At 54.1% G+C, this 23941-nt stretch carries 33 protein-coding genes; 21 read left to right on the top strand and 12 right to left on the bottom strand.

Features of this window, described 5'->3' with window-relative positions; genetic code table 11:
• The first annotated feature begins 9 nt into the window (after window positions 1–9).
• From FIV08_RS07085 to FIV08_RS07015, 16 genes are all read left to right on the top strand, one after another.
• On the top strand, window positions 10–684 hold the full coding sequence (locus FIV08_RS07085) for an ssDNA-binding protein (RefSeq protein WP_172972253.1): 675 nt from the start codon (window positions 10–12) through the stop codon (window positions 682–684).
• Window positions 685–750: 66 nt separating this feature from the next.
• Window positions 751–966 (top strand): hypothetical protein, encoded by a 216-nt coding sequence (locus FIV08_RS07080; protein WP_152437818.1) that lies wholly within the window; start codon window positions 751–753, stop codon window positions 964–966.
• A complete protein-coding gene (locus tag FIV08_RS07075; RefSeq protein ID WP_152437817.1) occupies window positions 966–1559 on the top strand; it encodes a 3'-5' exonuclease in 594 nt (197 codons plus the stop codon). The genes FIV08_RS07080 and FIV08_RS07075 overlap by 1 nt, the downstream gene beginning before the upstream one ends.
• Complete coding sequence (gene dut, locus FIV08_RS07070) at window positions 1556–2017, top strand: dUTP diphosphatase (protein ID WP_152437816.1); 462 nt, start codon at window positions 1556–1558, stop codon at window positions 2015–2017. The genes FIV08_RS07075 and dut overlap by 4 nt, the downstream gene beginning before the upstream one ends.
• A 2-nt stretch (window positions 2018–2019) precedes the next feature.
• Window positions 2020–4095 carry a hypothetical protein gene (locus FIV08_RS07065; RefSeq protein ID WP_152437815.1) on the top strand — a complete coding sequence of 692 codons (2076 nt, stop codon included), beginning with the start codon at window positions 2020–2022 and terminating at the stop codon, window positions 4093–4095.
• Entirely contained in the window at window positions 4092–4370 is a 279-nt protein-coding gene (locus tag FIV08_RS07060; protein ID WP_152437814.1) for a DUF3310 domain-containing protein, read from the top strand. The genes FIV08_RS07065 and FIV08_RS07060 overlap by 4 nt, the downstream gene beginning before the upstream one ends.
• A complete protein-coding gene (locus tag FIV08_RS07055) occupies window positions 4367–4591 on the top strand; it encodes a hypothetical protein (protein WP_152437813.1) in 225 nt (74 codons plus the stop codon). Before FIV08_RS07060 ends, FIV08_RS07055 begins: the two co-directional genes overlap by 4 nt.
• 70 nt (window positions 4592–4661) lie before the next feature.
• Entirely contained in the window at window positions 4662–5561 is a 900-nt protein-coding gene (locus tag FIV08_RS07050; protein ID WP_416376919.1) for a DNA-methyltransferase, read from the top strand.
• Between the two features lie 13 nt (window positions 5562–5574).
• Window positions 5575–5946, top strand: a complete 372-nt coding sequence (locus FIV08_RS07045; RefSeq protein ID WP_152437811.1) for a VRR-NUC domain-containing protein — start codon at window positions 5575–5577, stop codon at window positions 5944–5946.
• A 15-nt stretch (window positions 5947–5961) separates the two neighbouring features.
• A complete protein-coding gene (locus tag FIV08_RS07040; protein WP_152437810.1) occupies window positions 5962–6939 on the top strand; it encodes a DNA cytosine methyltransferase in 978 nt (325 codons plus the stop codon).
• 7 nt (window positions 6940–6946) lie between these two features.
• The gene (locus FIV08_RS07035; RefSeq protein WP_152437809.1) at window positions 6947–7270 is read left to right on the top strand and encodes a hypothetical protein; all 324 of its coding nucleotides are present in this window, start codon (window positions 6947–6949) and stop codon (window positions 7268–7270) included.
• Window positions 7267–7491, top strand: coding sequence for a hypothetical protein (locus FIV08_RS07030; RefSeq protein ID WP_152437808.1), 225 nt, complete (start codon window positions 7267–7269; stop codon window positions 7489–7491). Before FIV08_RS07035 ends, FIV08_RS07030 begins: the two co-directional genes overlap by 4 nt.
• A 2-nt stretch (window positions 7492–7493) precedes the next feature.
• Window positions 7494–8861, top strand: coding sequence for a DEAD/DEAH box helicase (locus FIV08_RS07025; RefSeq protein WP_152437807.1), 1368 nt, complete (start codon window positions 7494–7496; stop codon window positions 8859–8861).
• A gap of 228 nt (window positions 8862–9089) precedes the next feature.
• Window positions 9090–9746: a helix-turn-helix domain-containing protein gene (locus FIV08_RS07020; protein WP_152437806.1), complete on the top strand. Its 657-nt coding sequence runs from the start codon at window positions 9090–9092 to the stop codon at window positions 9744–9746.
• A 99-nt stretch (window positions 9747–9845) separates the two neighbouring features.
• The gene (locus FIV08_RS19700; RefSeq protein WP_172972252.1) at window positions 9846–10016 is read left to right on the top strand and encodes a hypothetical protein; all 171 of its coding nucleotides are present in this window, start codon (window positions 9846–9848) and stop codon (window positions 10014–10016) included.
• Window positions 10013–10231 (top strand): hypothetical protein, encoded by a 219-nt coding sequence (locus FIV08_RS07015; RefSeq protein WP_152437805.1) that lies wholly within the window; start codon window positions 10013–10015, stop codon window positions 10229–10231. Before FIV08_RS19700 ends, FIV08_RS07015 begins: the two co-directional genes overlap by 4 nt.
• 787 nt (window positions 10232–11018) lie before the next feature.
• Here the strand turns inward: FIV08_RS07015 and FIV08_RS07010 are convergent.
• The 8 genes from FIV08_RS07010 to FIV08_RS06980 form a co-directional block, all read right to left on the bottom strand.
• Entirely contained in the window at window positions 11019–11330 is a 312-nt protein-coding gene (locus FIV08_RS07010; protein WP_152437804.1) for a hypothetical protein, read from the bottom strand.
• 13 nt (window positions 11331–11343) lie between these two features.
• Window positions 11344–11961, bottom strand: coding sequence for a hypothetical protein (locus FIV08_RS07005; RefSeq protein ID WP_152437803.1), 618 nt, complete (start codon window positions 11959–11961; stop codon window positions 11344–11346).
• 12 nt (window positions 11962–11973) lie between these two features.
• On the bottom strand, window positions 11974–12180 hold the full coding sequence (locus FIV08_RS07000) for a hypothetical protein (protein WP_152437802.1): 207 nt from the start codon (window positions 12178–12180) through the stop codon (window positions 11974–11976).
• Between the two features lie 14 nt (window positions 12181–12194).
• Window positions 12195–12623: a hypothetical protein gene (locus FIV08_RS06995; protein WP_152437801.1), complete on the bottom strand. Its 429-nt coding sequence runs from the start codon at window positions 12621–12623 to the stop codon at window positions 12195–12197.
• A 53-nt stretch (window positions 12624–12676) separates the two neighbouring features.
• A complete protein-coding gene (locus FIV08_RS06990) occupies window positions 12677–13264 on the bottom strand; it encodes a hypothetical protein (protein WP_152437800.1) in 588 nt (195 codons plus the stop codon).
• A 42-nt stretch (window positions 13265–13306) separates the two neighbouring features.
• On the bottom strand, window positions 13307–13438 hold the full coding sequence (locus FIV08_RS19895; RefSeq protein WP_267313119.1) for a hypothetical protein: 132 nt from the start codon (window positions 13436–13438) through the stop codon (window positions 13307–13309).
• A gap of 4 nt (window positions 13439–13442) precedes the next feature.
• Window positions 13443–13634 (bottom strand): hypothetical protein, encoded by a 192-nt coding sequence (locus tag FIV08_RS06985; protein ID WP_152437799.1) that lies wholly within the window; start codon window positions 13632–13634, stop codon window positions 13443–13445.
• Window positions 13635–14217: 583 nt separating this feature from the next.
• The gene (locus FIV08_RS06980; RefSeq protein ID WP_152437798.1) at window positions 14218–15237 is read right to left on the bottom strand and encodes an integrase; all 1020 of its coding nucleotides are present in this window, start codon (window positions 15235–15237) and stop codon (window positions 14218–14220) included.
• Between the two features lie 184 nt (window positions 15238–15421).
• Here FIV08_RS06980 and dusA point away from each other — a divergent pair, with 184 nt between their 5' ends.
• The 5 genes from dusA to FIV08_RS06955 all read left to right on the top strand — a co-directional run bounded on the left by dusA (window position 15422) and on the right by FIV08_RS06955 (window position 19897).
• Window positions 15422–16414, top strand: a complete 993-nt coding sequence (gene dusA / locus FIV08_RS06975; RefSeq protein ID WP_152437797.1) for a tRNA dihydrouridine(20/20a) synthase DusA — start codon at window positions 15422–15424, stop codon at window positions 16412–16414.
• A gap of 118 nt (window positions 16415–16532) precedes the next feature.
• On the top strand, window positions 16533–17501 hold the full coding sequence (gene tal / locus FIV08_RS06970; RefSeq protein ID WP_152437796.1) for a transaldolase: 969 nt from the start codon (window positions 16533–16535) through the stop codon (window positions 17499–17501).
• A 33-nt stretch (window positions 17502–17534) separates the two neighbouring features.
• On the top strand, window positions 17535–17984 hold the full coding sequence (locus FIV08_RS06965) for a TerB family tellurite resistance protein (RefSeq protein ID WP_061331864.1): 450 nt from the start codon (window positions 17535–17537) through the stop codon (window positions 17982–17984).
• Window positions 17985–17999: 15 nt separating this feature from the next.
• On the top strand, window positions 18000–19127 hold the full coding sequence (locus FIV08_RS06960) for a 3-deoxy-7-phosphoheptulonate synthase (protein WP_152437795.1): 1128 nt from the start codon (window positions 18000–18002) through the stop codon (window positions 19125–19127).
• Complete coding sequence (locus FIV08_RS06955; RefSeq protein ID WP_152437794.1) at window positions 19124–19897, top strand: glycerophosphodiester phosphodiesterase; 774 nt, start codon at window positions 19124–19126, stop codon at window positions 19895–19897. Before FIV08_RS06960 ends, FIV08_RS06955 begins: the two co-directional genes overlap by 4 nt.
• Before the next feature lie 28 nt (window positions 19898–19925).
• Here FIV08_RS06955 and sthA read toward each other — a convergent pair whose 3' ends face one another.
• The 4 genes from sthA to nqrF all read right to left on the bottom strand — a co-directional run bounded on the left by sthA (window position 19926) and on the right by nqrF (window position 23919).
• Window positions 19926–21317, bottom strand: coding sequence for a Si-specific NAD(P)(+) transhydrogenase (gene sthA / locus FIV08_RS06950; RefSeq protein WP_061331861.1), 1392 nt, complete (start codon window positions 21315–21317; stop codon window positions 19926–19928).
• Window positions 21318–21379: 62 nt separating this feature from the next.
• A complete protein-coding gene (gene nqrM / locus FIV08_RS06945) occupies window positions 21380–21622 on the bottom strand; it encodes a (Na+)-NQR maturation NqrM (protein ID WP_152437793.1) in 243 nt (80 codons plus the stop codon).
• An 11-nt stretch (window positions 21623–21633) separates the two neighbouring features.
• The gene (locus tag FIV08_RS06940; protein WP_152437792.1) at window positions 21634–22683 is read right to left on the bottom strand and encodes an FAD:protein FMN transferase; all 1050 of its coding nucleotides are present in this window, start codon (window positions 22681–22683) and stop codon (window positions 21634–21636) included.
• A 9-nt stretch (window positions 22684–22692) separates the two neighbouring features.
• Window positions 22693–23919, bottom strand: a complete 1227-nt coding sequence (gene nqrF, locus FIV08_RS06935) for an NADH:ubiquinone reductase (Na(+)-transporting) subunit F (protein ID WP_061331858.1) — start codon at window positions 23917–23919, stop codon at window positions 22693–22695.
• Window positions 23920–23941: the final 22 nt, after the last annotated feature.

Genomic DNA, 23941 nt, shown 5'->3' with positions numbered 1-23941 from the left:
AGACATGACGTGGCAAAGCAAAGCAAATCCATTTCCGGCATCAAAATCCAACTCAAGCGTGTGCGCCTGTCGTTCCCGAGCCTGCACAAGGCTGATGTTCCCAAGGGCTACGACAACGCAGAACCGAAGTTCAGCGCCAACTTCCTGCTGGACCCGAAAGACCCGACGCACAAGGCCCTGTTGAAGCAGTGTAAAGGTGAAATTGAACGCCTGATCAAGGAAGCCTGGGGTACCAAGCCGCCGAAGATGAAACCCATCGAGTGCTTTGGTAAGGGTGAAATCTTCACCAACTCCCAGACCAAAAAGCCGTATGACGGCTACGAGAACATGTACGCGGTGGTGGCGAACAACAAGAAGCGCCCTTCCCTGTTCGACCGCGACAAGACGCCGCTGACCCCGGACGAAGCGGAACAACGCCTGTACGCCGGCTGTTACGTAGATGCGATCATCAACTTCTGGGTGCAGGACAATCAGTTCGGTGAGGCCATCCGTTGCTCTCTGCAGGGTGTCCGCTTCCATGAGGACGGTGAAGAATTCGGTTCAGGTGGTGTTGATGCCGATGACTTCGACGACCTGGACGACGGTGAACTGGCCGACGAGCTCGACGATGACCTGGATGATCTTGACGACGAAGACCTGGGTCTGGACGAAGATGACGCCCTGGGTGATCTCGACGACCTCTGATACAACTTTTGATTGAATCGACAACGCGGCCTTTCGGGGCCGCTTGTTTTGACCAGAAGGATAGAAATGATGAACCCAATTACTCGAATCATGGCAATGCTCGGTGCCTTCGGCAGCGATGGTCTGAATACCTCCGGTCGTGCTGTCTACCCCTACGCACTGCGGGAGAAAGGTCATCGGGGTGGTCGACAACCTCAGTACACGAAGAAAGGCCCGGGGCGTCGTCACGTCCAGGGTAAAACCCACAATCGTTTCAAGCGCATGGAGCGGGTGGACATCTGATGAAACACACGTACACCGACGCAATGGTAGACATCGAGACGCTGGACACCCGGCCTTCCGCGGTCGTCATTTCCATCGGTGTCGTGCTTTTCAATCGCCGGGAACCGAAGGTGAAGATGAAGGAGCTCAACCTGAAATTCGGCAAGAAAGAGTTTCGGGACGAGCAAATTATGATGGGTCGGACGGTCGATAAAGAGACGGTCGCATGGTGGAAAGGTCAGGAGCCGGACGCCAAGCGAATCTTCAAACAGGCCAACGTGACATCCATGGAAGACGCCCTGAACAAACTCACGGCTTTCCTCACTCAGGGAGACACGAACTACCTGATCTGGGGTAACGGGTCCGACTTCGACAACACCATCATGACCAGTCTGTATGAATCATTCGGCATGCAGGCCCCGTGGAAGTTCTGGAACAACCGGTGCTTCCGTACCTTCAAGGGTGAGCACGGGCACATCACCCGGCCACCGGAGTTCCATGGTGTAAAGCACGACGCTGTCGACGATGCCCGCCAGCAAGCCCGCTATCTGCAGGCGATCTATGCCGAACTGCAGAAGTACAACATTCTCTCCTATAAGGAACGTCAGCAATGATGACAGGACACAAGAACATCAGCATTCGCCGTTTGCACCCGGACGCCCATCCACTTCGTCGCGGTTCCAGTCAGGCCGCTGCGACGGACGTTGCCTATGTGGGTGACAAGTCGATTGTGATTCACCCAGGTCAGGTGGTTAAGGTTCCGACCGGTTGGGCTTTTGCGGTACCCGATCAGATCGCTATGCAGGTCCTACCTCGCTCTGGCCTATCCACTAAGCGGTTTCTCCGGCCGGCGAACACGCCAGGTCTACTCGATCCGGATTACCGTGGTGAACTGTTCGTCGCTTTGGAGAACTTCGGGAACAATGTTGCGAGAATCGACCCCGGAGAATACATCGCCCAGATCATGTTCGTGCCCTTCTACAAGCCGATGTTCCAGATCGAGAATGTCCTGAGTGACACAGAACGTGGTGATGGTGGTTTCGGGAGCACTGAAGAACGGGGCCGGGGTTAACCATGTCTGAGATTACAACCAACGATTACTGTTATGACATTGAGACATACCCCAATGTCTGGACGTGTTGGGTGGGTAGTCTCAGAACAGGTCGGTCGAAGACGTTTGAAATCAGCCGGAGAACGAATGACCTGGGTCCGTTCAAGGCGTTCATTGAGCGCATCAGGACCCGGGGTTGCCGGATGGTCGGGTACAACAATGAAGGGTATGACTACCCGGTGATTCACTACCTGCTGACCGAACTGGCCAATGTCCGGGATGTCGAGACCCTGAACCGCAAACTGTTCGAGAAGTCGAAGCAGATTATCGAGGCTCCGCACTTCAAACGGTTTGCCCATGTGATCTGGCCCCGGGATCAGATCGTTCCCCAGATCGACCTGTTCAAGATTCACCATTTCGACAACGTCGCCAAGTCCACCAGCCTGAAGATGCTGGAATTCAACATGCGGATGAAGGACATCCGGGACCTGCCGTTCTCCCCGGAGACCGTACTGACGTTTGATCAGATCGAACACCTGGTGGGCTACAACGAGCACGACGGTGACGCCACCAAACTGTTCCATGGTCACACACTGCCGATGATCCGGTTCCGTGAATCCCTGTCGGCCAAGTACGACCGGAATTTCCTGAACCACAATGACACGAAAATCGGAAAGGACTACTTCATCATGCAGTTGGAGCGGTACCTTGGGAAACAGGCATGTTTCACCAGGGAAGGTGGTAAGAAGAAACCCCGGCAGACCATCCGGAAACAGATTGCCCTGGATGACGTGATCTTTGAATACGTGCATTTCGAGACAGAGCCGTTCCAGGCGGTTGAACAGTGGCTTCGCCAGCAGGTTATCACTGAAACCAAGGGTGTATTCAGCAAATTGCCGCTGGAAAGCATGTTGCCGTTCATCGGCTACTCCCCGGTGGGTGAATTGGAGAAGGTGCAAACCTGGCTGGCGAATTGCGAGGAAGCCCTGACGACAGGTGAAGAATGGCCGACTGAACCCAAGGTGAAACAAGACCTACGCCGGCTCTCCGTGATACTGGACGGTCTGGAATTCGTGTTCGGCACCGGTGGCATCCACGCCTCCGTTCACAACAAGCGAATCGAATCAGACGATGACTACGTGATCATAGACCTGGACGTGACCAGTTACTACCCTTCCCTGGCCATCGTGAACCGAGTGTATCCGGAGCATCTGGGGGAACGGTTCTGCGACATTTACGCGGACATCAAGGCACAACGGTTGAAGTACAAGAAGGGCACCCCTGAGAACGCCATGTTGAAGCTGGCGCTCAACGGTGTCTACGGTGACTCCAACAACAAGCACTCCCCGTTCTACGATCCTCAGTACACCATGGCCATCACGGTTAACGGCCAGTTGTCACTGTGCATGCTCTATGAGCAACTGCGAAAGATCGAAGGGTTGTCCCTGATTCAGGTGAACACTGACGGTCTCACCGTGAAGTTACCCCGGGACCAGGTTGACCGGTTGATTGAGGTGAAGTCCGAATGGGAAGCCGTGACCGGCCTCGATCTGGAAGACGCCACCTACGACTTCATGCACATCCGGGACGTGAACAACTATGTGGCCAAGTACGCTGAATCCGACAAGGTGAAGCGCAAGGGAGCCTACGCCTTCATTCGCCCGGACGAACCCGGTGCCGAATTGGGATGGCACCAGAACCACAGTTCCCTGGTGGTCCAGAAAGCCGCCTGTGCCTACATCGTTGATGGTACCGACATCCGCGACTTCATCGAATGCCACGACAACGACTGGGATTTCCTGCTCCGGACAAAAGTACCACGGTCGTCCTACCTGGAAGGTGACTGGGGCCTCGGGCTCACCGAGACCTACCAGAACATCAGTCGTTACTACATCGCCAATGAAGGCCCCGAGCTTTTCAAGGTGATGCCGCCGTTGCCGAAAGACCCTGAAAAATGGCGTCGGATGGCAATTAACAAGGGCTGGAAAGTCCACGTCTGTAACCACTTCACCGGTATCGACCCGGACCTGATCAACTACGACTGGTACGTTGCCGAGGCCGAAAAACTGGTGAATTTTGCTGAGAGGGAAGAAGCATGAACGATCAAATAATTCCAGCGTCCGAAGCGGACGACGCAGTAAACAACCCGAAGCACTACCAATTACTCCCCGGTGTCGAGGTGATCGACGTGCGGGACGTGCTGTTAAACAAGATTACAACCACTGGTTTTATGAACCACCGTCAGTCCGACTATTGGAGCCGGTCCTGGGAATACCTAACCCGGTGTATGGAGAAAGGCGGTGTTGAAGACCTGAAGAAGTCCCGGTTCTACCTCGAACGGTTGATCCAGGACATGGAGGATTCCGCGCAATGAGCGGTACCAGTGAACGCATGTTGGAGCGTGATGAACAGACAACGCTCTGGCTGAGAGACAACCAAATCAACAGCATTCGCAGTCAAATCCCGGAGGTCGGAAAGCTCGGGCCGGAGGATTGTCAGGAGTGCGGTAACGACATCCCCATGGGTCGCCGTCAGCACGGGTATGACCTTTGTGTGGAGTGCGCCAGTGTCCGGGAGGTGAAACATGGTCGATGATCAGTTCTACCTCTCGCTTGGACTTGAACCGCCGAAGTACGAAGTCAAGATTGGTGATTGCCTGGAAAAAATGAAGGAACTGCCTAATCAGTCTGTGAACTGTTGCGTGACCTCGCCGCCCTACTTCGGCCTGCGCGACTACGGTGTGGAAGGCCAGCTTGGCGCTGAACCCACTCCTGACGAGTTCGTGGAGGCACTGGTGCGCGTATTCCGCGAGGTTCGGCGTGTGCTTCGTGACGACGGGACCGTTTGGCTCAACCTCGGTGATAGCTACACAAGCGGCGGAAGGACATGGAGGGCTCCAGATAGCAAAGATAGCAAATCTGGCCGAAGTATGAGCAGCCGAGTAGACACACCGGATGGTCTGAAACCGAAAGAGTTAATCGGCATTCCCTGGCGCGTAGCTTTTGCGCTGCAAGCCGATGGTTGGTATCTGCGCCAAGACATCATCTGGCACAAACCGAACCCGATGCCGGAGTCCGTGCGCGACCGCTGCACCAAGGCCCATGAGTACGTTTTCTTGCTCAGTAAATCACCCAAGTATTACTACGACCACAAGGCGTCAAAAGAAGATGCTGTAAAGAAAGACGCACAGAAGTCATACCACTCCCCGGACAATGAAAAATACAAAGGTGTGCCTGACGAACGATGGAAACATCAGTTTGACGGTAGGACTTGGGGTGAGGCTGGGAAGAGAAACCGACGAAGTGTTTGGTCTGTGCCCGTCAGGTCATACAAAGGTGCCCATTTCGCCACCTTCCCCGCCGACCTGATCGAGCCGTGCATATTGGCCGGATGCCCGGAAGGCGGAACCGTACTTGACCCGTTCGGTGGAAGCGGGACAACAGCAGGTGTAGCCGTCACCCTCGGTCGGAACGCGGTGATATGTGAGTTGAACCCTGAGTACGCTGATCTGGTTCCTGAACGTGTCCAGTGGATCAGGGATTACTATGTCCGCAAAAACAACTAAAGGTTGAATTGATATGATTGATGACCCAATGCTCGACCTTGACGGTGAGAAGAAAGACGGGAAAGTCGAAAAGCGAAAGCTCCTGGAAAAAGACATCGAGAACGCAGTCTGCAAGTACGCCCGGGACCGCTACAAGATGAAAGCTGAGAAGTTCACCTCACCCGGGCGACGAGCGGTGCCAGATCGGTTGTTCAGTGTCACCGGTCCTTACGTTGGTGTCGTGTTCTTCATCGAATTCAAGGCACCTGGAAAGAAGGCCACCGAGAAGCAGGAACGCGACCATCAGGAACGACGGGAAATGGGGTTCAACGTGTTCGTGGTGGACGACATCGACCAAGGCAAAAAGATCGTCGATCAAATGGCTGCATACGCGGCCGAACTGTGACCGAGGATACAACTAATGGTTGCTTACTATAACGAGATTGACCCCTACGCCGCTGAATGGCTCCGGAACCTGATTGCCATGGGTGAGATTGCCCCGGGCGTTGTTGATGAACGAAGCATAGAGGATGTGTCACCAGATGACCTTCGAGAATTCACCCAATGTCACTTCTTCGCCGGAATCGGTGTCTGGTCACTTGCCCTGCGAAGGGCCGGGTGGCCCGATGACAGACCAATCTGGACCGGCTCCTGCCCCTGCCAGCCCTTCTCCACGTCAGGTAAAAAGTCTGGGTTTGCTGATGAGCGGCACCTATGGCCTCACTGGTACTGGCTCATTGACGAGTGCAGACCTACAACGGTGCTTGGAGAACAGGTTGCAAGCAAGACTGCAGAACCGTGGTTCGACCTTATACAAGCTGACCTGGAAGCCCTGGACTACGCCTTCGGGTGTGTCCCGTTTCCGTCTGCGGGCATCGGTGCCCCGAATATCCGGGACCGAGCGTACTGGGTGGGCCACGCCGGTTGCACACGAAGCTCGGCTTGGATACCAGCGTCGTCGAGGGGACACGAAAGGGACTCAGAAATCCCTAACCACGGAGGTAGTGGATGCTTTGGCTCCGCCTTCCGACCCTCGGGTAGCGGATTTAACGGGTCGGCCAACACCGAACACAATGGACGTGGTGGACAGGAAGAAGATACGACCCAGTCGAGTAGCGACAGGACGGACATCGGGCTACATAACAGAGGATATTCTTCACCTGAAAGAGAACCCGAACCCGGCCCGACTAACGGCTTCTGGGGAACTGCTGACTGGCTTTTCTGCCGGGATGGGAAGTGGAGGCCAGTTGAACCCGGCACATTCCCGCTGGCTCATGGGGCTCCCGCCCGAGTGGGACGATTGCGCGCCTATGGAAATGCCATCAACGCGGAAGCGGCCACCGTCTTCATCGAAGCGGTGAAGGACACGCTTGCCCTTCAATACAACCAAAGGTGGTAAATCAACCATGACCTGTGTGAAGCAGAGAGTTATCTGCCGGATTGAAACTGAATCCGGAGAAGTCGTAACCGGTGAGAACTGGTGCAGAAACCCACAACAGACCTGCCCCCGGGCAGGTTTCCCGTCAGGCGAAGGGTACCACCTCTGTCGCGAAATCTGTGATCAGGTCGGTCATGCAGAACAGGTCGCCGTGATGAACCTTCGTGGGCGGATACCCGTTCGCGCTGTGATCGAGGGACACACCTATGTCTGTGATGACTGCGAGAAGGCACTGACAGAAGCCGGTGTTCAGGAAATCCACGTCTGCGATAACAACCAGGAGTTGATATGACAATTTTTGAAACGCACTTCGACCCGGAGACCAAGGAAATCACCCGGCACTCGGAAGCCACGGATTACGAGGACATGGATGAAGTGGAATTGATGCACGGGGAGCCTACGGTGTCCAAGCCGAGTTACCAGGTGTATGAGGATGGCCTGCTGTTCAGCCGGTTTGCATGGAGCCTGCCGTCAGCCGCCCAAGCCACTTCTGACGGAATCTGGGCGAGGTGAGCATGCTGTTAACCAGAGACATGATGCACCCGTACCAGAACCGCTCGGTGGACTTCATCTGTGATGTTGCCGGCAACGTGGCAAATGGTTGTGCCCTTTGGCTCGACATGGGCTTGGGGAAAACGGTCAGCACCGCTACCGCCGCCAGCGACATGCTCGACGACTTCACGGTGGGCCGGGTCCTGATCATTGCCCCAAAGCGGGTTGCCCTGACGACCTGGCCACTGGAACTGCGAAACTGGGATCACCTGATGCACCTGCGGTTCTCGGTGATTGCAGGCACCGCCAAACAGCGAACTGCGGCAATCCTGCAACGGGCCGACATTCACATCATCAGCCGGGATAACGTGCAGTGGTTGGTGAGGATGGTCGGGAGACAGTGGCCATGGGACATGGTGATCATCGACGAATCGAGTTCATTCAAGTCACAGTCCAGCAACCGGTGGAAGGCACTGAAGGCCGTTCTTCGGGCAATCACCCGGGTGGTGGAACTATCGGCCACCCCTGCCCCACAGGGATTGATCGACCTCTGGGCTCAGTTTTACCTGCTTGATAAAGGCGAACGCCTAGGTGCCTCGGAAAAAGCGTTCAAGAAACGCTGGTTCATGGAAGACCGGGAGAAACACCTGATTGTTCCACGGGACTTTGCCGACGAGGAAATCCACACTCTGGTGTCTGACATCACCATGCACATGTCCGCCGAGGATTACCTGGACATGCCGGAGAAGATCATCAACAAGGTCGAAGTAGACCTTCCCCGGGACAAGCTCATTCATTATCAGAACTTTGAACGGGAAATGATCCTGGAAATGGAGGAACTGGACTTGGAGGTGGAAGCGGACAACGCCGCCACTCTCACCGGGAAGCTCCTTCAGTTTGCCAACGGTGCCATTTATACCAACGAGGCCCGGGATTGGGAATTGTTGCACGATGAGAAGATCGAGGCATTGAAGGAAATCGTGGAGTCACACGCCGGGTACCCAATCCTGGTGGCCTACAACTTCAAGTCTGACCTTGCCCGACTGCAGAAGGCATTTCCCCAGGCAATCGTGATGGACGATGACCCGGACACCCAACTCCGGTGGAACAATGGTGAAATTCCGATCCTGCTCACCCACCCTGCCAGTTCCGGCCACGGTCTGAATCTGCAGAAGGGTTCAAATGTCATTGTTTGGTTCGGGTTGAACTGGTCACTGGAACTCTACTTACAACTGATCGGCCGGTTGTATCGGCAGGGGCAAACTCAAAAAACAGTTGTTATTCACCATATTGTCGCCCGTCACACCGTTGATGAACGAGTGCTTCGGGTTGTTAGCCAAAAGGAAGCAACACAACGTGAATTGTTAGAAGCAGTGAAGATGGTTGCGTAGATATACTTAATTTGACATTTAGTTATCAACCAATAATTGACAATAGTTGGTTATTGGTTGATTATTCAACTATAGGGTTGAATTTCCTGAGTTATACGAACGTGGTCGTATAATTCGCTGTTAAGGGAATTTGATCATAACAAGTCGTTGCAGCCGGACGCCTGACAAATACACCTTGCAAGGTGCCGATGAACGAAGACGTTAGTTGAATAGCTAGGAGAGCCGCCTATGGCCGACCATCGTGATTTCGCACAAAGACTGAAGCAGGCTTGTGATCGTTCACCAGACGTGCCGGCACTCGGTAAAGGCCAGCAAACGTGGCTATCCGATAGGCTCGGTATCAGCCAGGAAGCCGTCCGCCGTTATTTCGAGGGACAAAGTCGCCCTCGCCCGAAGCTGATGACCCAACTGGCCAAAATCCTGAACGTCGACGAATCATGGTTGGCACTTGGTAAGAGTGCGGACATTTCCGACAAAGAACGGAAACAGTACAGCCAGAAGGCCGATGCCGCCGCTTACATGCTGTTCGGTATCTTCATGGGAGCCGGATACACTTGTGCCTTTGCGGAGGACGGTGAGGAAGGCGTCGACTTCTACGCTATCCGCGGTGGAAAGCAGATCGGTGTTTCCGTCACCGTGGGATTCCAGAAGACCAAAAGCACTTACATTGCCACCGTCCGTGAGAACGCGAAGAAGCGACTGAACCTGTGCGTGATCAACATCGAGCCGGGAGTCAGTGATGTCCTGGTAATGGATGAGGAAGGTGTTGCCCAATACGGTGAGGCTAAGACAGACGTGATCCACGTCACCGTCAAGAAAGAACGCCAGGGTTACCACACCGAGGGGCGCATCTGGACCCAATTGAAGGAATCCGACATTCTCTAATCATGGAATGTGATGTTTCATAGTTGCTCCCGGTGCTCGGGAGTGCTATGTTTTGGAATTAAATACAACTATTGGTTGTTTTGATAACAGGAGAAGTTGATGATTTGCCCGCAGGTAAGCAGAAAGCGTTTCAACGAGACCGCGAAGAAGGTCAAACGCAAAGAACACATCACCGGTGCTGAAGCCCGGGACCAGTTAGCCCGAGGTTACGGGTATACCGATTTTTCTGAAATGAACCTTCACATGATGAAGATGGGGCACTGGAAATGACTGACAGACAGAAACCGTGGGTACCAGTGAACGAGGTATTTGACCATTTCGGGTACCGAACTCAGAAATCAGCTTTGAACGCGATCAACAACGGAGCCTTCCCGGTGGAGACGTTTCGTGTCGGCCGGATTCGAGCCATCCACCGTGATGTCTACAACGCCTATTTCGCCCAATTCCGGGAAGAAGGTTTGGCCCGGGTGAATGGTGCCAAGTGATGTCGTTCATCCCTGCTGTCGTGATAATCCTGATTGCGTGTGGCCTGTTGGCGCATGACATCACCGGTGGTTCTACTCACCTGGACGATTGATGAAAATGCCCTTTCAAAATGATCAACCTGTAGTTGACTCACAACGGTTGTTAAATCGAGTTGACTTCAGGTTTCGATCTTCCCGCCAGCCCTTGAGCCCCAACGGTTATTCACACCGTTTATACAGCCAGCGTTTACCATACATGAGACTTATGCAGGCTCATCTGATTGTGGAGCCTAAGAAAATTTGAAGATAGGCGAAAACCGCGCTCAGCGACCCCCGCGGTACTCGTTTTTCCAGGGGAAGGACCCGCGCCTTTATAATCAACCACTTAACCAGGTTGCGACGGCTGATCAGACCACCAGACCACCGACGACAACAGGGCAACAGGGCAACAGGGCAACAGGGCAACAGGGCAACAGACCACCGACGGCAACAGGGCTACAGGGCTACAGGGCTACAGGGCTACAGGGCAACAGGGCAACAGGGCAAGACTGCAACAGCAACGCCATTAAATGTATGGGATCAGTGAACCAGGCCAGCCAATGGCCATAAAAGACGGGCATAAAAAAGCCGGCATGATAGCCGGCAAAAGGGGAATACTTAGAAAGGGGTTTCTATTTGGTCAGCGATAGCAGCAACGCGATAAAAAGCCAGAGTATTACCGAGCTATAAAAGCCGCTTTCTGTATCTGGTATTTGATCCTGAAGGGTTAAACCGAGCGATAAACAAACGACTACAATTAAAATCCGCATTATTGCCACCATTGGCACAGAAAACGGATTTTTGAGGGAACACGGCTTGTATTTAACAGCCAGTCAATATCCTCGCTGCCGTCATCATGCTGCAGGAAAATATCAAAACATTGTTCCCCTGTTTCCCGTTCAAATACTTCTAAGCCAACGTAACCTAAACCGCTGTTTTCACTGTATATGTAAACGTGTGTTTTGTCGTGATATACATCAATGCCATCACCAGAGCCGGCAGCAATGGTGAATACCTGTTTTAATGCTTCAATGGTGCGGTTCTGGCGGTCTCTGGTGTGGCTTGTTTGATATAGGCGCATGGTTAACCCTCGCTTATTGAATGCGGTTTATTACGTGGTTCTGGCTTTCTGGTGATAGGTCAGAAAACGAAATTTCTTTACCTAAAAAAGAAAGGTTCACCAGGTCACCCGGGTTTATTTCTCCCCACATAGAAACAGATAACCCGCTTTCACTAAAACCAAGATACATTACCCTTTCCCTTACACTGTCACTGTTCAAATAAGGAAAACACGTATACCGGTCGATACTCTCCCCGCCATTGTCAAAAATCCGTGAACTATTGGCGGTTGCTAGAATATTCAACATATGGAAACCGCTATGTTCTCCGCTTTCGGGTTCGGGTTCGCACTCCATACCAGGGGAATAAATGCCGGATAGTTCAGACAATGCCTTATAGCCTTTTGAATTCTGGCCAGCATGCCATTGTGAGTAATGCCAGAAGGCACCGACTATTAAATCCGCAAGGCAGCATTCTGTATATTTGCCAATGTCGGTTAGTGTGAATTCATCGGTTTCTGTTTCCTGAACCATTACCGCCAGTTTTATGATTCCGTCGGTAATTCGATCATATGAAAGCCGGCCGTTTATGGTGAACAGTGAACGATAGATAACGTTATACAGCCGGTTCAGATTGCGGATACTGTTTTTCATGATAGAACCCCTTTATATTTCACCGATGATAACTTTAAACGTGCGGTTCTGGTTATCCCGTGCCCTTTCTATCGCGTCCCGTGCCATTGGTGACGGTTTAGGGCCAGCTAACGCGATAGCCCGCGCCACATCAGAACAAGCACGGTTATAAGCGTCCGCGTCAGTCTGGGTAAAAACGTAACCATTGAAAGCGATAAAACCGGCTTTTATTTTCTCCATAAATCACCCCTTTATTATTTCCGGTACCGTTCACCGCGCATAAATGCAATAAAAAGTCTGGCTTTATGTTCGGATTCAAAACTTGCGTGTAGTTCCCCGTCGTGTAATACGGAAACAGTGGAATCAGGATTATATTTTAATTTCCAATCACCGGTTGAAAAATTAGGGTGTTTATAAACCGTTTGACCGTCTGTTGTGTCGATCCTGACAATGCAATGATCCAGCAAACCACCACCGCCTAGTGATCTTTTATTGGCAATTAACAATGGAATTTTAATTTGTCCTGTCGATCTTCCAATGTATCCCATTAAATCGTTTTCTTCTGGCCAGGCCACACCGGTGTTAATATCACCGAGCCAAACACGAACACGCGCACCGCTGTTATATACTGAGAGAATAGCTTTTCGCACCGCTGTTACTGTTTCACAATGAAAACTAAACATATAAACATTCCCCTTGGTTTTCAATTCTGTTTTTAGTTGTATCTGAGGGCGGATTAATCCCGCCCCATGATGTCCTGTAAATCCCGTTCAACCAGTTCAGCGACTTTCCGTAAATCGCTGTTCATCTCAAGGGATTGACCGCAATCAGTCCGCCCCCAGATATTGAAACCTAAGACATCCTGAGAAATAAGCGCGCCTATTATTTCCAGCCTTTCCGCCAGCCAATCAGACACCAGCCAATGCTGCAGAGCTTCAATGGTTTCAGGATCAAGGCTCAAATACTCCCCGACTTCTGACCATTGGTTACTTTCTTCAATGTGGTCAATTACCGCTGAACGGTCGACGGCGTCATGGTCGATTGTTTCCGCCAACCAATCACCGACTATATCGCCGTCTTTTGTCTTCAGGTCGACACCTAAAAAGCCGCACACGTCCGCCAGGCCAGCCGGTGTAATGTCGTTCAGAGCGTCCCTAACCGGTGTTTCCCAGTCATCCGATACACTGCAGGCGGTTAGCAGTTCGCACAGATTAGGCATGGTCTCAGAAAGGTCAGCGGTGGATAAATCCGCCACCATGGTTGAAGCGTTAGTAAAGATTTCTTGATCAATAATGCGCTTGATGTTCTGTTCAATGGTATCCACGGCTCTGTTTCCCCTTGTCGTTTCTACTTTTGGTTGTACCTGTTACCAGACTTTACCGGGCCGGTTATCGCTGGCCAGCATGGCGGAAAGCCGGAATCTGTAACTGCCTTTCATGTTCGCCAGTCGTGTTAATTTCGCCTGCAGCTTTACCGCTTTTACATATTCAGTGTTCATTGTCTCAGTCCTCAATCTGTCCGCGCATAAGTTCGCGGGCCTGTTCTAGTGTCAACGGTTCATAACCTTCAGCGGCGCTATCCTCGTCGGTGTAAACGCCGTTCGCATCGTTCCATGCCAGCCAATCAATAACCTGTTCACGGGTGCCGTTTTCGAGGATGTCGATTTGACGGGATTTCAGGTTGTTTGCATGCATGGCTTCAATCCTTTTATTAGTGGTTTAACCAACTTCTAGTTGTATCAAAGGCCGATAGAAGACAAGGCGCTAGACAATGCACCGTAGGCGGCTGTTGCAGTGATACCGGCATAAATCAAAGTAGCTTTAAACATGTTGAAACCCTCGTTTTCTCTGTATCTGGGGTGAACTTTAACCCCATAACTAACGGTTGTCAACCATTAGTTGAATCGAAAACTTAAAATTTTTGGCACCAGAAAACCACGGCAACAGTTCACCCCTTCTATATAGCAAACGGGCACCACTGGCCCGCCAGGCTGCAGAATCACCGAAAATAACGATAAAACAACGGGTTAGGGAAACACGGCACCAGAAAATCAGGATAAACCAGCCTAAGTTACTGTTTTAATTACGGAAAACGCTAAGTTATTGATTCTTCGTTGGAAGGTATACCGTGCCGCCCTATTCCAGGATTCCAGCCGGTATAAAATTTCGGAGGGGAAATTACTTCGGCACCGCTGCCGGTATACGACGAGCTTACTTCAGAAACCTTGCCTGCCACTCGGCACCCTGGCTACTTCAGCAAGCCCGCCTGTCCCTTACTTCAGAAATCCCGCCTGCCACTCGGTCCCTGGTGCAGTTCTTCCGGCTTCAGTTGGACATAACGCCGGAGTTGATTGATGTCCCGGTGCCCGGATACCTTGGCCACCTCCATCACACCATAGCCTCGTTCAAAGAGCCGGCTGATCCCTTCATGCCGGAGGTCGTGAAACCGTAGGTCCTGGATACCCAGATTCCTGACTGCCCGTTGCCAGGCGGTGCCGATGGTTTTGGTCTGGTACGGAAAGATGAACTCCGACTTCCGGGGTTGCTTGTCGATCAGTTTGAAGGCGTCACCGAGTAGCGGCACCGTCTGGTCATTCCATGCCTTCTGCGACGGGTGCTTCCTGGAACGGATCACAATCGTCTTCTTCACGGTGTCCAGGTCTGCCCACCGGATGGTGGTGATCTCACCCAGGCGCATGCAGGAGTCGATGGCAAACCGAACGATGTCACCCATCGGTGTCCGGTAATAGTTGTTCCCGTCGATGTGTTCCAGGATTCGCTTCAGTTCTTCCTTCGACGGCCGACGATCCCGTTCCACCGACTTCCCGGTGAGCCCGTAGCGTTTACAGTGGGTGGCAGCAGAGTCGTAGGCAGTCCAGTCGAACCTGGCTCCCCAGATATGTTTGGCCGTGTGTAACAACCCCCGCAGGTAGATCATGTCCTGCTGCACTGTTGCCGGGGAACAGTAGGTGGCCCGTTCCCGTGCGAAATTCACCAGGGCTTCAGCATCCAGTTTGGATGATCGGCGGTCACCGAGGTATCGGCGGAGCATTTCCAGGCTTGCCCGCTTGGTTCTTCCTGGTGGGTTATGGGATTCCAGTTCATCCAGGTATCTGTCCACCATGTCGGAGAACAGCATATCCAAACCAGCGGCCTCCTGGTTCTCCACATCCCCTTCTATACGTGCTGCCCACCGTTGGGCCTCCGCTTTGGTGTTATGGGTACTGGTGACCGTCTTGTACCCCTTCCTCCGGACTATCGCTCTCCACTTATTGCCCCGCTTCTGGAACGTCGCCATACTCTGCCCTCGTTACTTTGGAAACCTTGCCGGTCCCGGGCAGCACTACTTCAGAAACCTTGCCTGCCACCCGGTGTACCATTGGTACAATTCTGGTACAGCATGGTACTGGAACGCAATGTTTTTCCTTGTAAATCAATGTACGAAAATGGAACGTCAGGGACGCAGAAAATAAGGTAAGCACATGATTTCATTAGAAAGAAAGTTCTCTGTAGCCCCCATGATGGATTGGACCACGCCGCATTTTCGCTACCTGGCTCGGATTCTGAGCCGCCGGGCGTTGCTGTATACCGAGATGGTGACCACCGGGGCGTTGATTCATGGGGATACCGAGCGGTTTCTGCGCCATGATCCATCCGAATACCCGCTGGCGCTGCAGCTTGGTGGCAGCAATGCCGGTGAGTTGGCTCATTGCGCAAAGCTGGCGCAGCAGTTTGGCTTTGATGAAGTGAACCTGAATGTCGGCTGCCCCAGTGATCGGGTGCAGAACAACATGATCGGCGCCTGCCTGATGGGCCATCCGGATAAGGTGGCGGAAGGTGTGGCAGCGATGATTGCGGCCACGGATCTGCCGGTTACGGTCAAGCACCGCATTGGCATCAACGGCCGCGAATCCTGGGATGAGCTGTGCGAGTTTATCGAAACCGTTGCTGCAGCCGGCTGCAAGACGTTCATCGTGCACGCCCGCATTGCCATTCTGGAGGGCCTGAGCCCGAAGGAAAATCGCGATATCCCACCGCTGAAGTACGATTGGGTGTACCGTCTGAAACAGGCCTACCCTCACCTTGAAATCATCATCAACGGCGGCATCAAAACTTTTGAGGATTGCCATGAGCACCTGGCCCACACCGACGGCGTGATGCTGGGCCGCGAGGCCTACCACAATCCCTGGCTACTGGCCGACGTGGATACCGAATTCTTTGGTGAGCCGGCACCTGTCACCAGCCGTCATGATGCCCTGCGCGCCATGTTTCCGTTCATCCAGCAGGAACTGGACCGGGGGGTGTACCTCACCCACATGACTCGCCACATCATGGGATTGTTCCTGGGCCAGCCGGGCGGGCGGCAGTTCCGCCGACACCTGAGCGAGAACGCCAACAAGCCGGGTTCCGGCCTGGAAGTGGTGGAGCAGGCTCTGGCCAAAGTCAGGGAACCGGAACTCATTACGGAAAGTTGATCATCCCCATACCTTTTGTTGTCTTGTTCCTGTCGTAAGCTGCCGTTATTGTAGGGTTACAAAGGTATTCTGGAGTTGGATACCGCCATAACACCGCACAACCGGGACGACAGGACGAATGAACAGCAAGCTGGACCAACTGAAGACCATGACCACCGTGGTGGCCGACACCGGCGACCTTGATGCCATTGCCCAATGGCGGCCACAAGATGCCACCACCAACCCCTCACTGCTGCTGAAAGCCGCAGCATCGGAAGCCTACCGCCCGATGCTGGACAAGGCCGTCGCCTTCGCCAGCCAGCGTGGGGGCTCTGGCGCCGAACAACTGACCATCGCCACTGACATGCTGGCGGTGCTGGCCGGTAAAGAAATCCTGAACCTCATTCCCGGCGTCGTCTCCACAGAAGTAGACGCCCGCCTGTCATTTGACACCGCCGCCACCCTGGAACGCGCACGCCGGTTGATCGACTACTATGACCGCCAGGGCGTAGACACCAGCCGGGTGCTGATCAAGATTGCCTCTACCTGGGAAGGCATCCGCGCCGCTGAGCAGCTGGAAAAAGAAGGCATCCACTGTAACCTTACCCTGCTGTTCTCCTTTGTACAGGCTGCCGCCTGCGCCGAAGCCGGTGCCTATCTGATATCGCCGTTTGTAGGGCGAATTCTGGACTGGCACCTGGCCAGCACGGGCCGCGACAGCTACCCGGCGGCGGAAGACCCGGGCGTGCAATCGGTCACACGCATCTATAATTACTACAAGGCCAATGGCTTCAATACCGTGGTGATGGGGGCGAGCTTCCGTAATACTGGCGAGATTGAAATGCTCGCCGGCTGCGATCGCCTGACCATCAGCCCTGCCCTGTTGCAGGAGCTGAAAGACGATCATGGCGAATTGCCCCAACGACTGAACGCGGGCAGCGCAAGCAGCGCCGACAAACCACACCACGTGGACGAGAAGCGGTTCCGCTGGGAGTCCAACGAGGATGCCATGGCCACCGAGAAACTGGCTGATGGCATTCGCCGGTTTGCCGCAGACCAGATTGAACTGGAAAGCCGGGTGCGACAGTTAGCGACCGAGGCTGCCTGATCAACACCCCAACCTTTAGCCAAGGGGCGCTGTATGATTGATCGCCTGAAAAAACTGTTTGCAGTGCCGGAATCCGAGCCTGTGCAAACCGACGCCCACCAACTGGCTGTGGCTGCCACAGCCCTGATGGTGCAGCTTGCCCGTGTCGACAATCACGAGGACGAGCGCGAGCTGAAGATTATTGTCGATTGCGCCGTTCAGGCCCATCAGGTTACCCGGGAAGAAGCGGAAGAGATTCTTGCCGACGCCCTGGCACACGCAGAGGATTCCACGTCGTTGTATGAGTTCACCGGACAGATCAACGACCACTTTGACCAGCCCCAGAAACAGGCCCTGCTGGAGAGTATCTGGCGGGTAGCCCTGGCAGACGGCCGTATCGACAAATACGAAGAACACCTTATTCGCCGGATTGCGGACTTGCTGCATCTTAATCATCGGGAATTCATGCAGGCCAGGCACAGAGCGGAAGACGCCGCCGGTTAACCCCAAGGAGATTTCATGTTAGCCATTCTTCACCCCAACACAGAACTGGACAGCGAAGCCTACCGCCAGACCATGCACTACCTGGAAAACCTGCCTGGCGTCAGTGTTCGGGTACATGAGGTTCAGGGTGCCAGCCAGCGGCTGACGGAGATTTATCTGCTGGGCGACACCAAAACCCTGAACAAGGAAGAGATTGAAGCGCTACCCGCCGTGGAGCGGGCCATCCGAATTTCTGATGACTACCGCATTCTGGGCCGCCACAAAGACGATCACCGCCAGAGCGGTTTCACCTACAACGGCGTCGAGTTCAGCCAGAACAACCTGAACATCTTTGCCGGGCTATGTGCGGTAGACGTGCCCGAGCACGTTGAGCAGATGATGCAGGCGCTTGAGGACAATGGCGAGGTCTGCACCCGCATGGGCGCCTACAAACCCCGCACCAACCCATACTCGTTCCAGGGGCACGGCAAGGGCTGCCTGCCCTGGGTCTTCGAGAAAGCCGGCAAGCATGGCATCAAGGTTATTGCCATGGAGATTACTCACGAAAGCCATATCGAAGAGATCGATAACTGCCTGGAGAAACTGGGCCGGCCCACCGGTGTGATGCTGCAGATTGGCACCCGGAATACCCAGAACTTCGAGCTACTCAAAGCCATAGGCCGGCAGAAAACCTACCCGGCACTGCTCAAGCGCGGTTTTGGTATTACCCTGAACGAGTCGCTGAACGCTGCGGAGTACCTGGCCAGTGAGGGCAACGCCAACGTGATTTTCTGCCTGAGGGGCATGAAAACCGAAGCCGGCCAGCCGCACCGCAATATGGTGGATTTCGCCCATGTACCAGCGGTAAAGCGCCTGACGCGCATGCCGGTGTGTGTAGACCCGTCCCACTCCGTGGGCAGCCGGGACCGCTCACCGGATGGTATTCTGGACGTGATGCACGCCACCGCTCAGGGCGTGATCGCCGGCGCCAACATGGTGCTGGTAGACTTCCACCCGAAACCGGAGAAAGCCCTGGTTGACGGCCCCCAGGCCCTGCTGATGAGAGAGTTGCCGGCGTACCTGGAAGATATACGCCTGTGTCATGACACCTGGAAGAAACGCCAGGCTATTTACCAGACCCTCAAGGATAGTGCTGCAGAATGATCGTTTATGGTCACCGCGGAGCCAAAGGTGAGGCTCCAGAAAATACCATGCCCGGTTTTATCCATGCCTATCGGCATGGTATCCGGCACTTCGAGCTGGACCTGGTGCTGTCAAAAGACGGCGTGCCAGTGCTGGTGCACGACCTGACAGTAGATCGGACTACCGGGCAGAAGGGCAATGTCGGCCATTACACGGCCGCTGAGCTGGCCGACATGGACGCTCGGCGCAACACCAGCGCCTGGCCCCGCAAAGCGGGCATTCCCACTCTCGAAAACCTGCTCGACCAGTTCGACGACCTGGAGCACCTGCAACTGGAAGTGAAGAAGGACAACCGGGCCCGCCTGAACATACTTTGTAACCGCCTGACAGAAGTTATCCAGCGCCGGAACCTTTACCAGACCGCCGCCATTACCTCATCCGATCCCTGGTTCCTCAGGGAACTGAGGCGCCGTGACAAGAACCTCCGGATTGGCCTTGTGGCCGAGCGAAAGTTCCCAAAACCGCTGAACCTGGCTACCCGCCTTGGCTGTGAGTATTTCTGCGTGAACTGGAAGATTCTCAATGCCGACATGGTTGCCCAGGCCCACAAGCGTAATATGCATGTGTCCACCTGGACGGTGAACCGCATTCACGACATGCTGAAGCTGGAAGAGATGGGCGTAGACAGCATTATTACCGACTACCCCACAAGCACACGGATGTTCTTCGATAACCGCGCCAGAGCCGTTCTGAGCTTGCCAGCGAAGGAAGGAATGCCCGAGCCGGCGTAATACCGGCTCGGGTACGGAACTGACCGGATCAGAAGATCCGGTTCAGGCCGTTCAATGCCGCCACCCGATAGGCTTCCGCCATGGTCGGGTAGTTGAAGGTGGTATTGATGAAGTAGTTCAGGGAGTTCGCCTCCCCTTTCTGGTTCATGATCGCCTGGCCGATGTGCACAATCTCAGCCGCCTGGTCACCGAAACAGTGGATACCCAGAATCTCCCGAGTCTCACGGTGGAACAGGATCTTCAGCATGCCCACCGCTTCACCCGTTATCTGTGCCCGCGCCAGGTCCTTGAAGAAAGCCTGACCAACATCGTATGGCACTTTGGCTTCTGTCAGCTCCCGCTCGGTTTTACCTACGGAGCTGATTTCAGGAATGGTATAGATACCCGTGGGCACATCATCTACGTATCGGAAATACTCGTCCTGGGTGATGTCTGACGAAGCCGCACGGCCCTGGTCATAGGCTGCACTGGCCAGGCTCGGCCAGCCAATCACATCGCCCGCCGCGTAGATGTGGTCCACCTCGGTACGGTAGTGGTCATCAACTGCCAACTGGCCGCGACCATTGGGCACCAGGCCCACATTCTCCAGCCCGAGGTTTTCCGTGTTACCACTTCGCCCGTTGCACCAGAGGAAGGCATCGGCGCGAATTTTCTTACCAGACTGCAATGAAAGTACCACACCGTGGTCGTCGCCCTTCACCGATTCGTACTGCTCGTTATGGCGAACCAGCACACCGTTGTTGCGAAGGTGGTAGCTGAGCGCATCGGAGATCTCGTCGTCCAGGAATGACAAGAGGCGACTGCCCGGGTTGATCAAGTCAACCTTTACACCCAGCCCGGCAAAAATGGAAGCGTACTCGGAACCGATAACACCGGCGCCATAGATAATCAGGGTGCGCGGTGTGTGGGACAGGTTCAGGATGGAGTCAGAGTTGTAAATCCGGTGATGGCGGAAATCCACATCGGGCGGCAGATACGGACGGGAGCCGGTAGCAATGATGGCCTGTTTGAAGTGGATAGTCTCAACCGACTTGTTACCACGAATTTCCAACCGATGCGTGTCTACAAACGATGCACGGCCATTGATCAGGTCTACCCGGTTACGGGAATAGAACTGAGTGCGCAGCTTAACCTGCTTGCCGATGACCTTCTGCGCGTTCTGCAACACCCTCGGGAAGGAAAACCAGCGCGGTTCGCCGATATCCCGGAACATCTGATTGGTGTTGAAGGTGATGATCTGCTTCACTGAGTGACGCAGCGCCTTGGATGGAATGGTGCCCCAGTGCGTGCAGTTACCGCCCACCGTCGGTTTGTCTTCAATGATGGCGACTCGCTTGTTGTGCTTGGCCGCGTTCATTGCCGCCCCTTCACCGGAAGGGCCGGCGCCAATAACGACGACGTCGTAATGATGCTCTGCCATGTGCGCAGTGACTCCTTATCTACGCCATAAAATGCGTAGTTTTATTTATTGATGAGTGTCGCTTACTTTTCTGTGCGCGAGGCGTCGTAGGCCAGGTCTTCGCCACTCTCAGAGGCCCCGGTCTCGCTGCGGCTTTCCTCACACTTCTGCGTGTTACCGCCACAAATATCGCAGGACTGGCTGATGCCCAGGGCACCGATACCACCGCAAGTGCCGCTGATGGGCTTGCGGCCAAAGATCACGCCGATCGACATACCGGCAATCAGAATGCCTACAATGAACAAAACGAGAAGAAAGGTACCCATACTGCCCTCCTTTACTGAACCACGAAGGAAGAGAAAGCCGGTGTTTCATGCACCTCAAAGCCGCTCTCACCTCGCACGATGAAATAAGCGGGAATATTTTCCCGCGTTGCCAGCGCCCGTGCCCGCTCATACCCCATCACGGTAAATGCGGTGGCCAGCGCGTCGGCGGTCATACTGTCTTCGGTAATCACCGTCACAGACGCCATCTTGTTCGTGATCGGCTTACCCGTCGATGGATCTATTGTATGCGAGTAACGCTGACCATCCGATTCGTAATAGTTACGATAGTCACCGGAGGTTGCCATCGCATGCTGGTCCATCGCGACAATCTTATTAACCTGACGCGCGCCCTCCGATGGCTCTTCAACGGCCAGGCGCCAGGCACCGCCGTCTGGTTTCCGCCCATTGACCCTCACCTCACCACCGATCTCCACAAGGTACGCCTGCACACCTTCACGGTCCAGGTAGCGGGCCACCACATCGACACCATAGCCTTTAGCAATCCCGGACAAATCGATGTACTGGGGCTTTTCGCTTCGCAACGCCAGGGTCTCGGCGTTCAGCTCCAGATAACGGTAACCGGTATCCGCCAGGGCTTTCTCCAGCGCCGCATCCGATGGCACGGTCTCGGGCCGGGCGTCTGGACCGAAGCCCCAAAGATTCACCAACGGGCCAATCGTGATATCGAACGCCCCGTCAGTCAGTTCAGCAATTTCCTGGGAACGCTGTATCACTTCAAACAAGGCCGGAGAAAGCTCTGTCCACTCCGACTGGTCCTGTTTGCGATTCAAACGTGACAACTCGGAATCCTGCTTCCAGGTAGACATGGACGCATCCACCGCGTCCAACTCTTTCTTAATACCCTGCGCCAGAGTCTGCAGGCGTTCCCTGTCTTCTGGCAATACGACGTTTATGTGATAGGTCGTTCCGAAGATACCTCCGGAAATCTCCCAGACTTTTTCCTTTTCCTGAAACGAGCAACCCGCCAGGGCAGCCATGATCAGCGTCATAAAGACGCCGATCACAACCACCCTGACGGGTCCAAACATGCGGGATGTCATCTGAGCCTGTTAACCTCCGAAATCATCCAGCATGATGTTTTCGTCCTCTACACCAAGATCCTTGAGCATCTTGATAACGGACGCGTTCATGATTGGGGGCCCACACATGTAGAACTCACAGTCTTCCGGAGCCGGGTGGTCCTTCAGATAGTTTTCGTACAACACGTTATGGATAAAGCCGGTAGGGCCATCCCAGTCGTCAGTCGGAAGCGGATCTGACAAAGCACAATGCCACTCAAAGTTCTCGTTCTCGGCGGCCAGACCGTCAAAGTCTTCCACATAGAACATTTCGCGCACACTGCGGGCACCATACCAGAAACTGATCTTGCGCTTGGAATTCAGGCGCTTGAGCTGGTCAAAGATATGGGAGCGCATGGGTGCCATACCAGCACCACCACCGATGAACACCATTTCAGCGTCGGTCTTCTTGGCGAAGAACTCACCGAACGGCCCCATGACCGTAACCTTGTCACCTGGCTTCAGGTTGAACACGTAGCTGGACATGATGCCTGGCGGGTGATTAGTCCCCGGAGGCGGTGTCGCAATACGGATGTTGAACTTCAGAAGACCTTTCTCTTCCGGGTAGTTCGCCATGGAGTAAGCCCGGATGGTGTCTTCCTTATTGATCGCCTTATAGCGCCAGATGTCGTGCTTGTCCCAGTCTTCGTGGAACTCTTCCTCGATATCGAAATCCTTGAAATCGATTTCGTAGGGAGGGCACTCCAACTGCACGTAACCGCCAGCACGGAAATCCACTTCCTCGCCTTCCGGCAGCTTCAGTACCAGCTCTTTGATGAAGGTGGCCACGTTGTGGTTCGACACCACTTCGCATTCCCACTTCTTCACGCCGAAGAACTCTTCCGGTACCTCAATCTTCATGTCCTGTTTTACAGGAACCTGGCACGACAGGCGCCAGCCTTCTTTTTCTTCACGGTTGGTGAAGTGGGTCTTTTCGGTGGGCAGCATGGCGCCGCCACCTTCCAGAACCTTACATTTACACTGGGCGCAGGTACCACCGCCACCACAGGCAGACGACAGGAAAATGCCGTTGCCCGCCAGGGTGTTCAGCAGCTTTCCACCTGCTTCCGTTTTCATGGTGTGTTCCGGGTCGTCATTGATTTCAATGGTGACGTCGCCGGTGCTGACCAGTTTTGAGCGCGCTGCCAGGATCACCGCCACCAGTGCAAGCACGATGACGGTAAACATGACCACGCCAAGAATAATTTCTGTATTCATGGTCTCGCCTTCTCGTAGTTAT

Origin of the sequence: Marinobacter sp. THAF197a, from assembly GCF_009363275.1 — a bacterium.
Lineage (GTDB): Bacteria > Pseudomonadota > Gammaproteobacteria > Pseudomonadales > Oleiphilaceae > Marinobacter.
The sequence above is the reverse complement of the archived record's forward strand: the minus strand, read 5'-3'. Positions and strand labels throughout refer to the sequence as shown.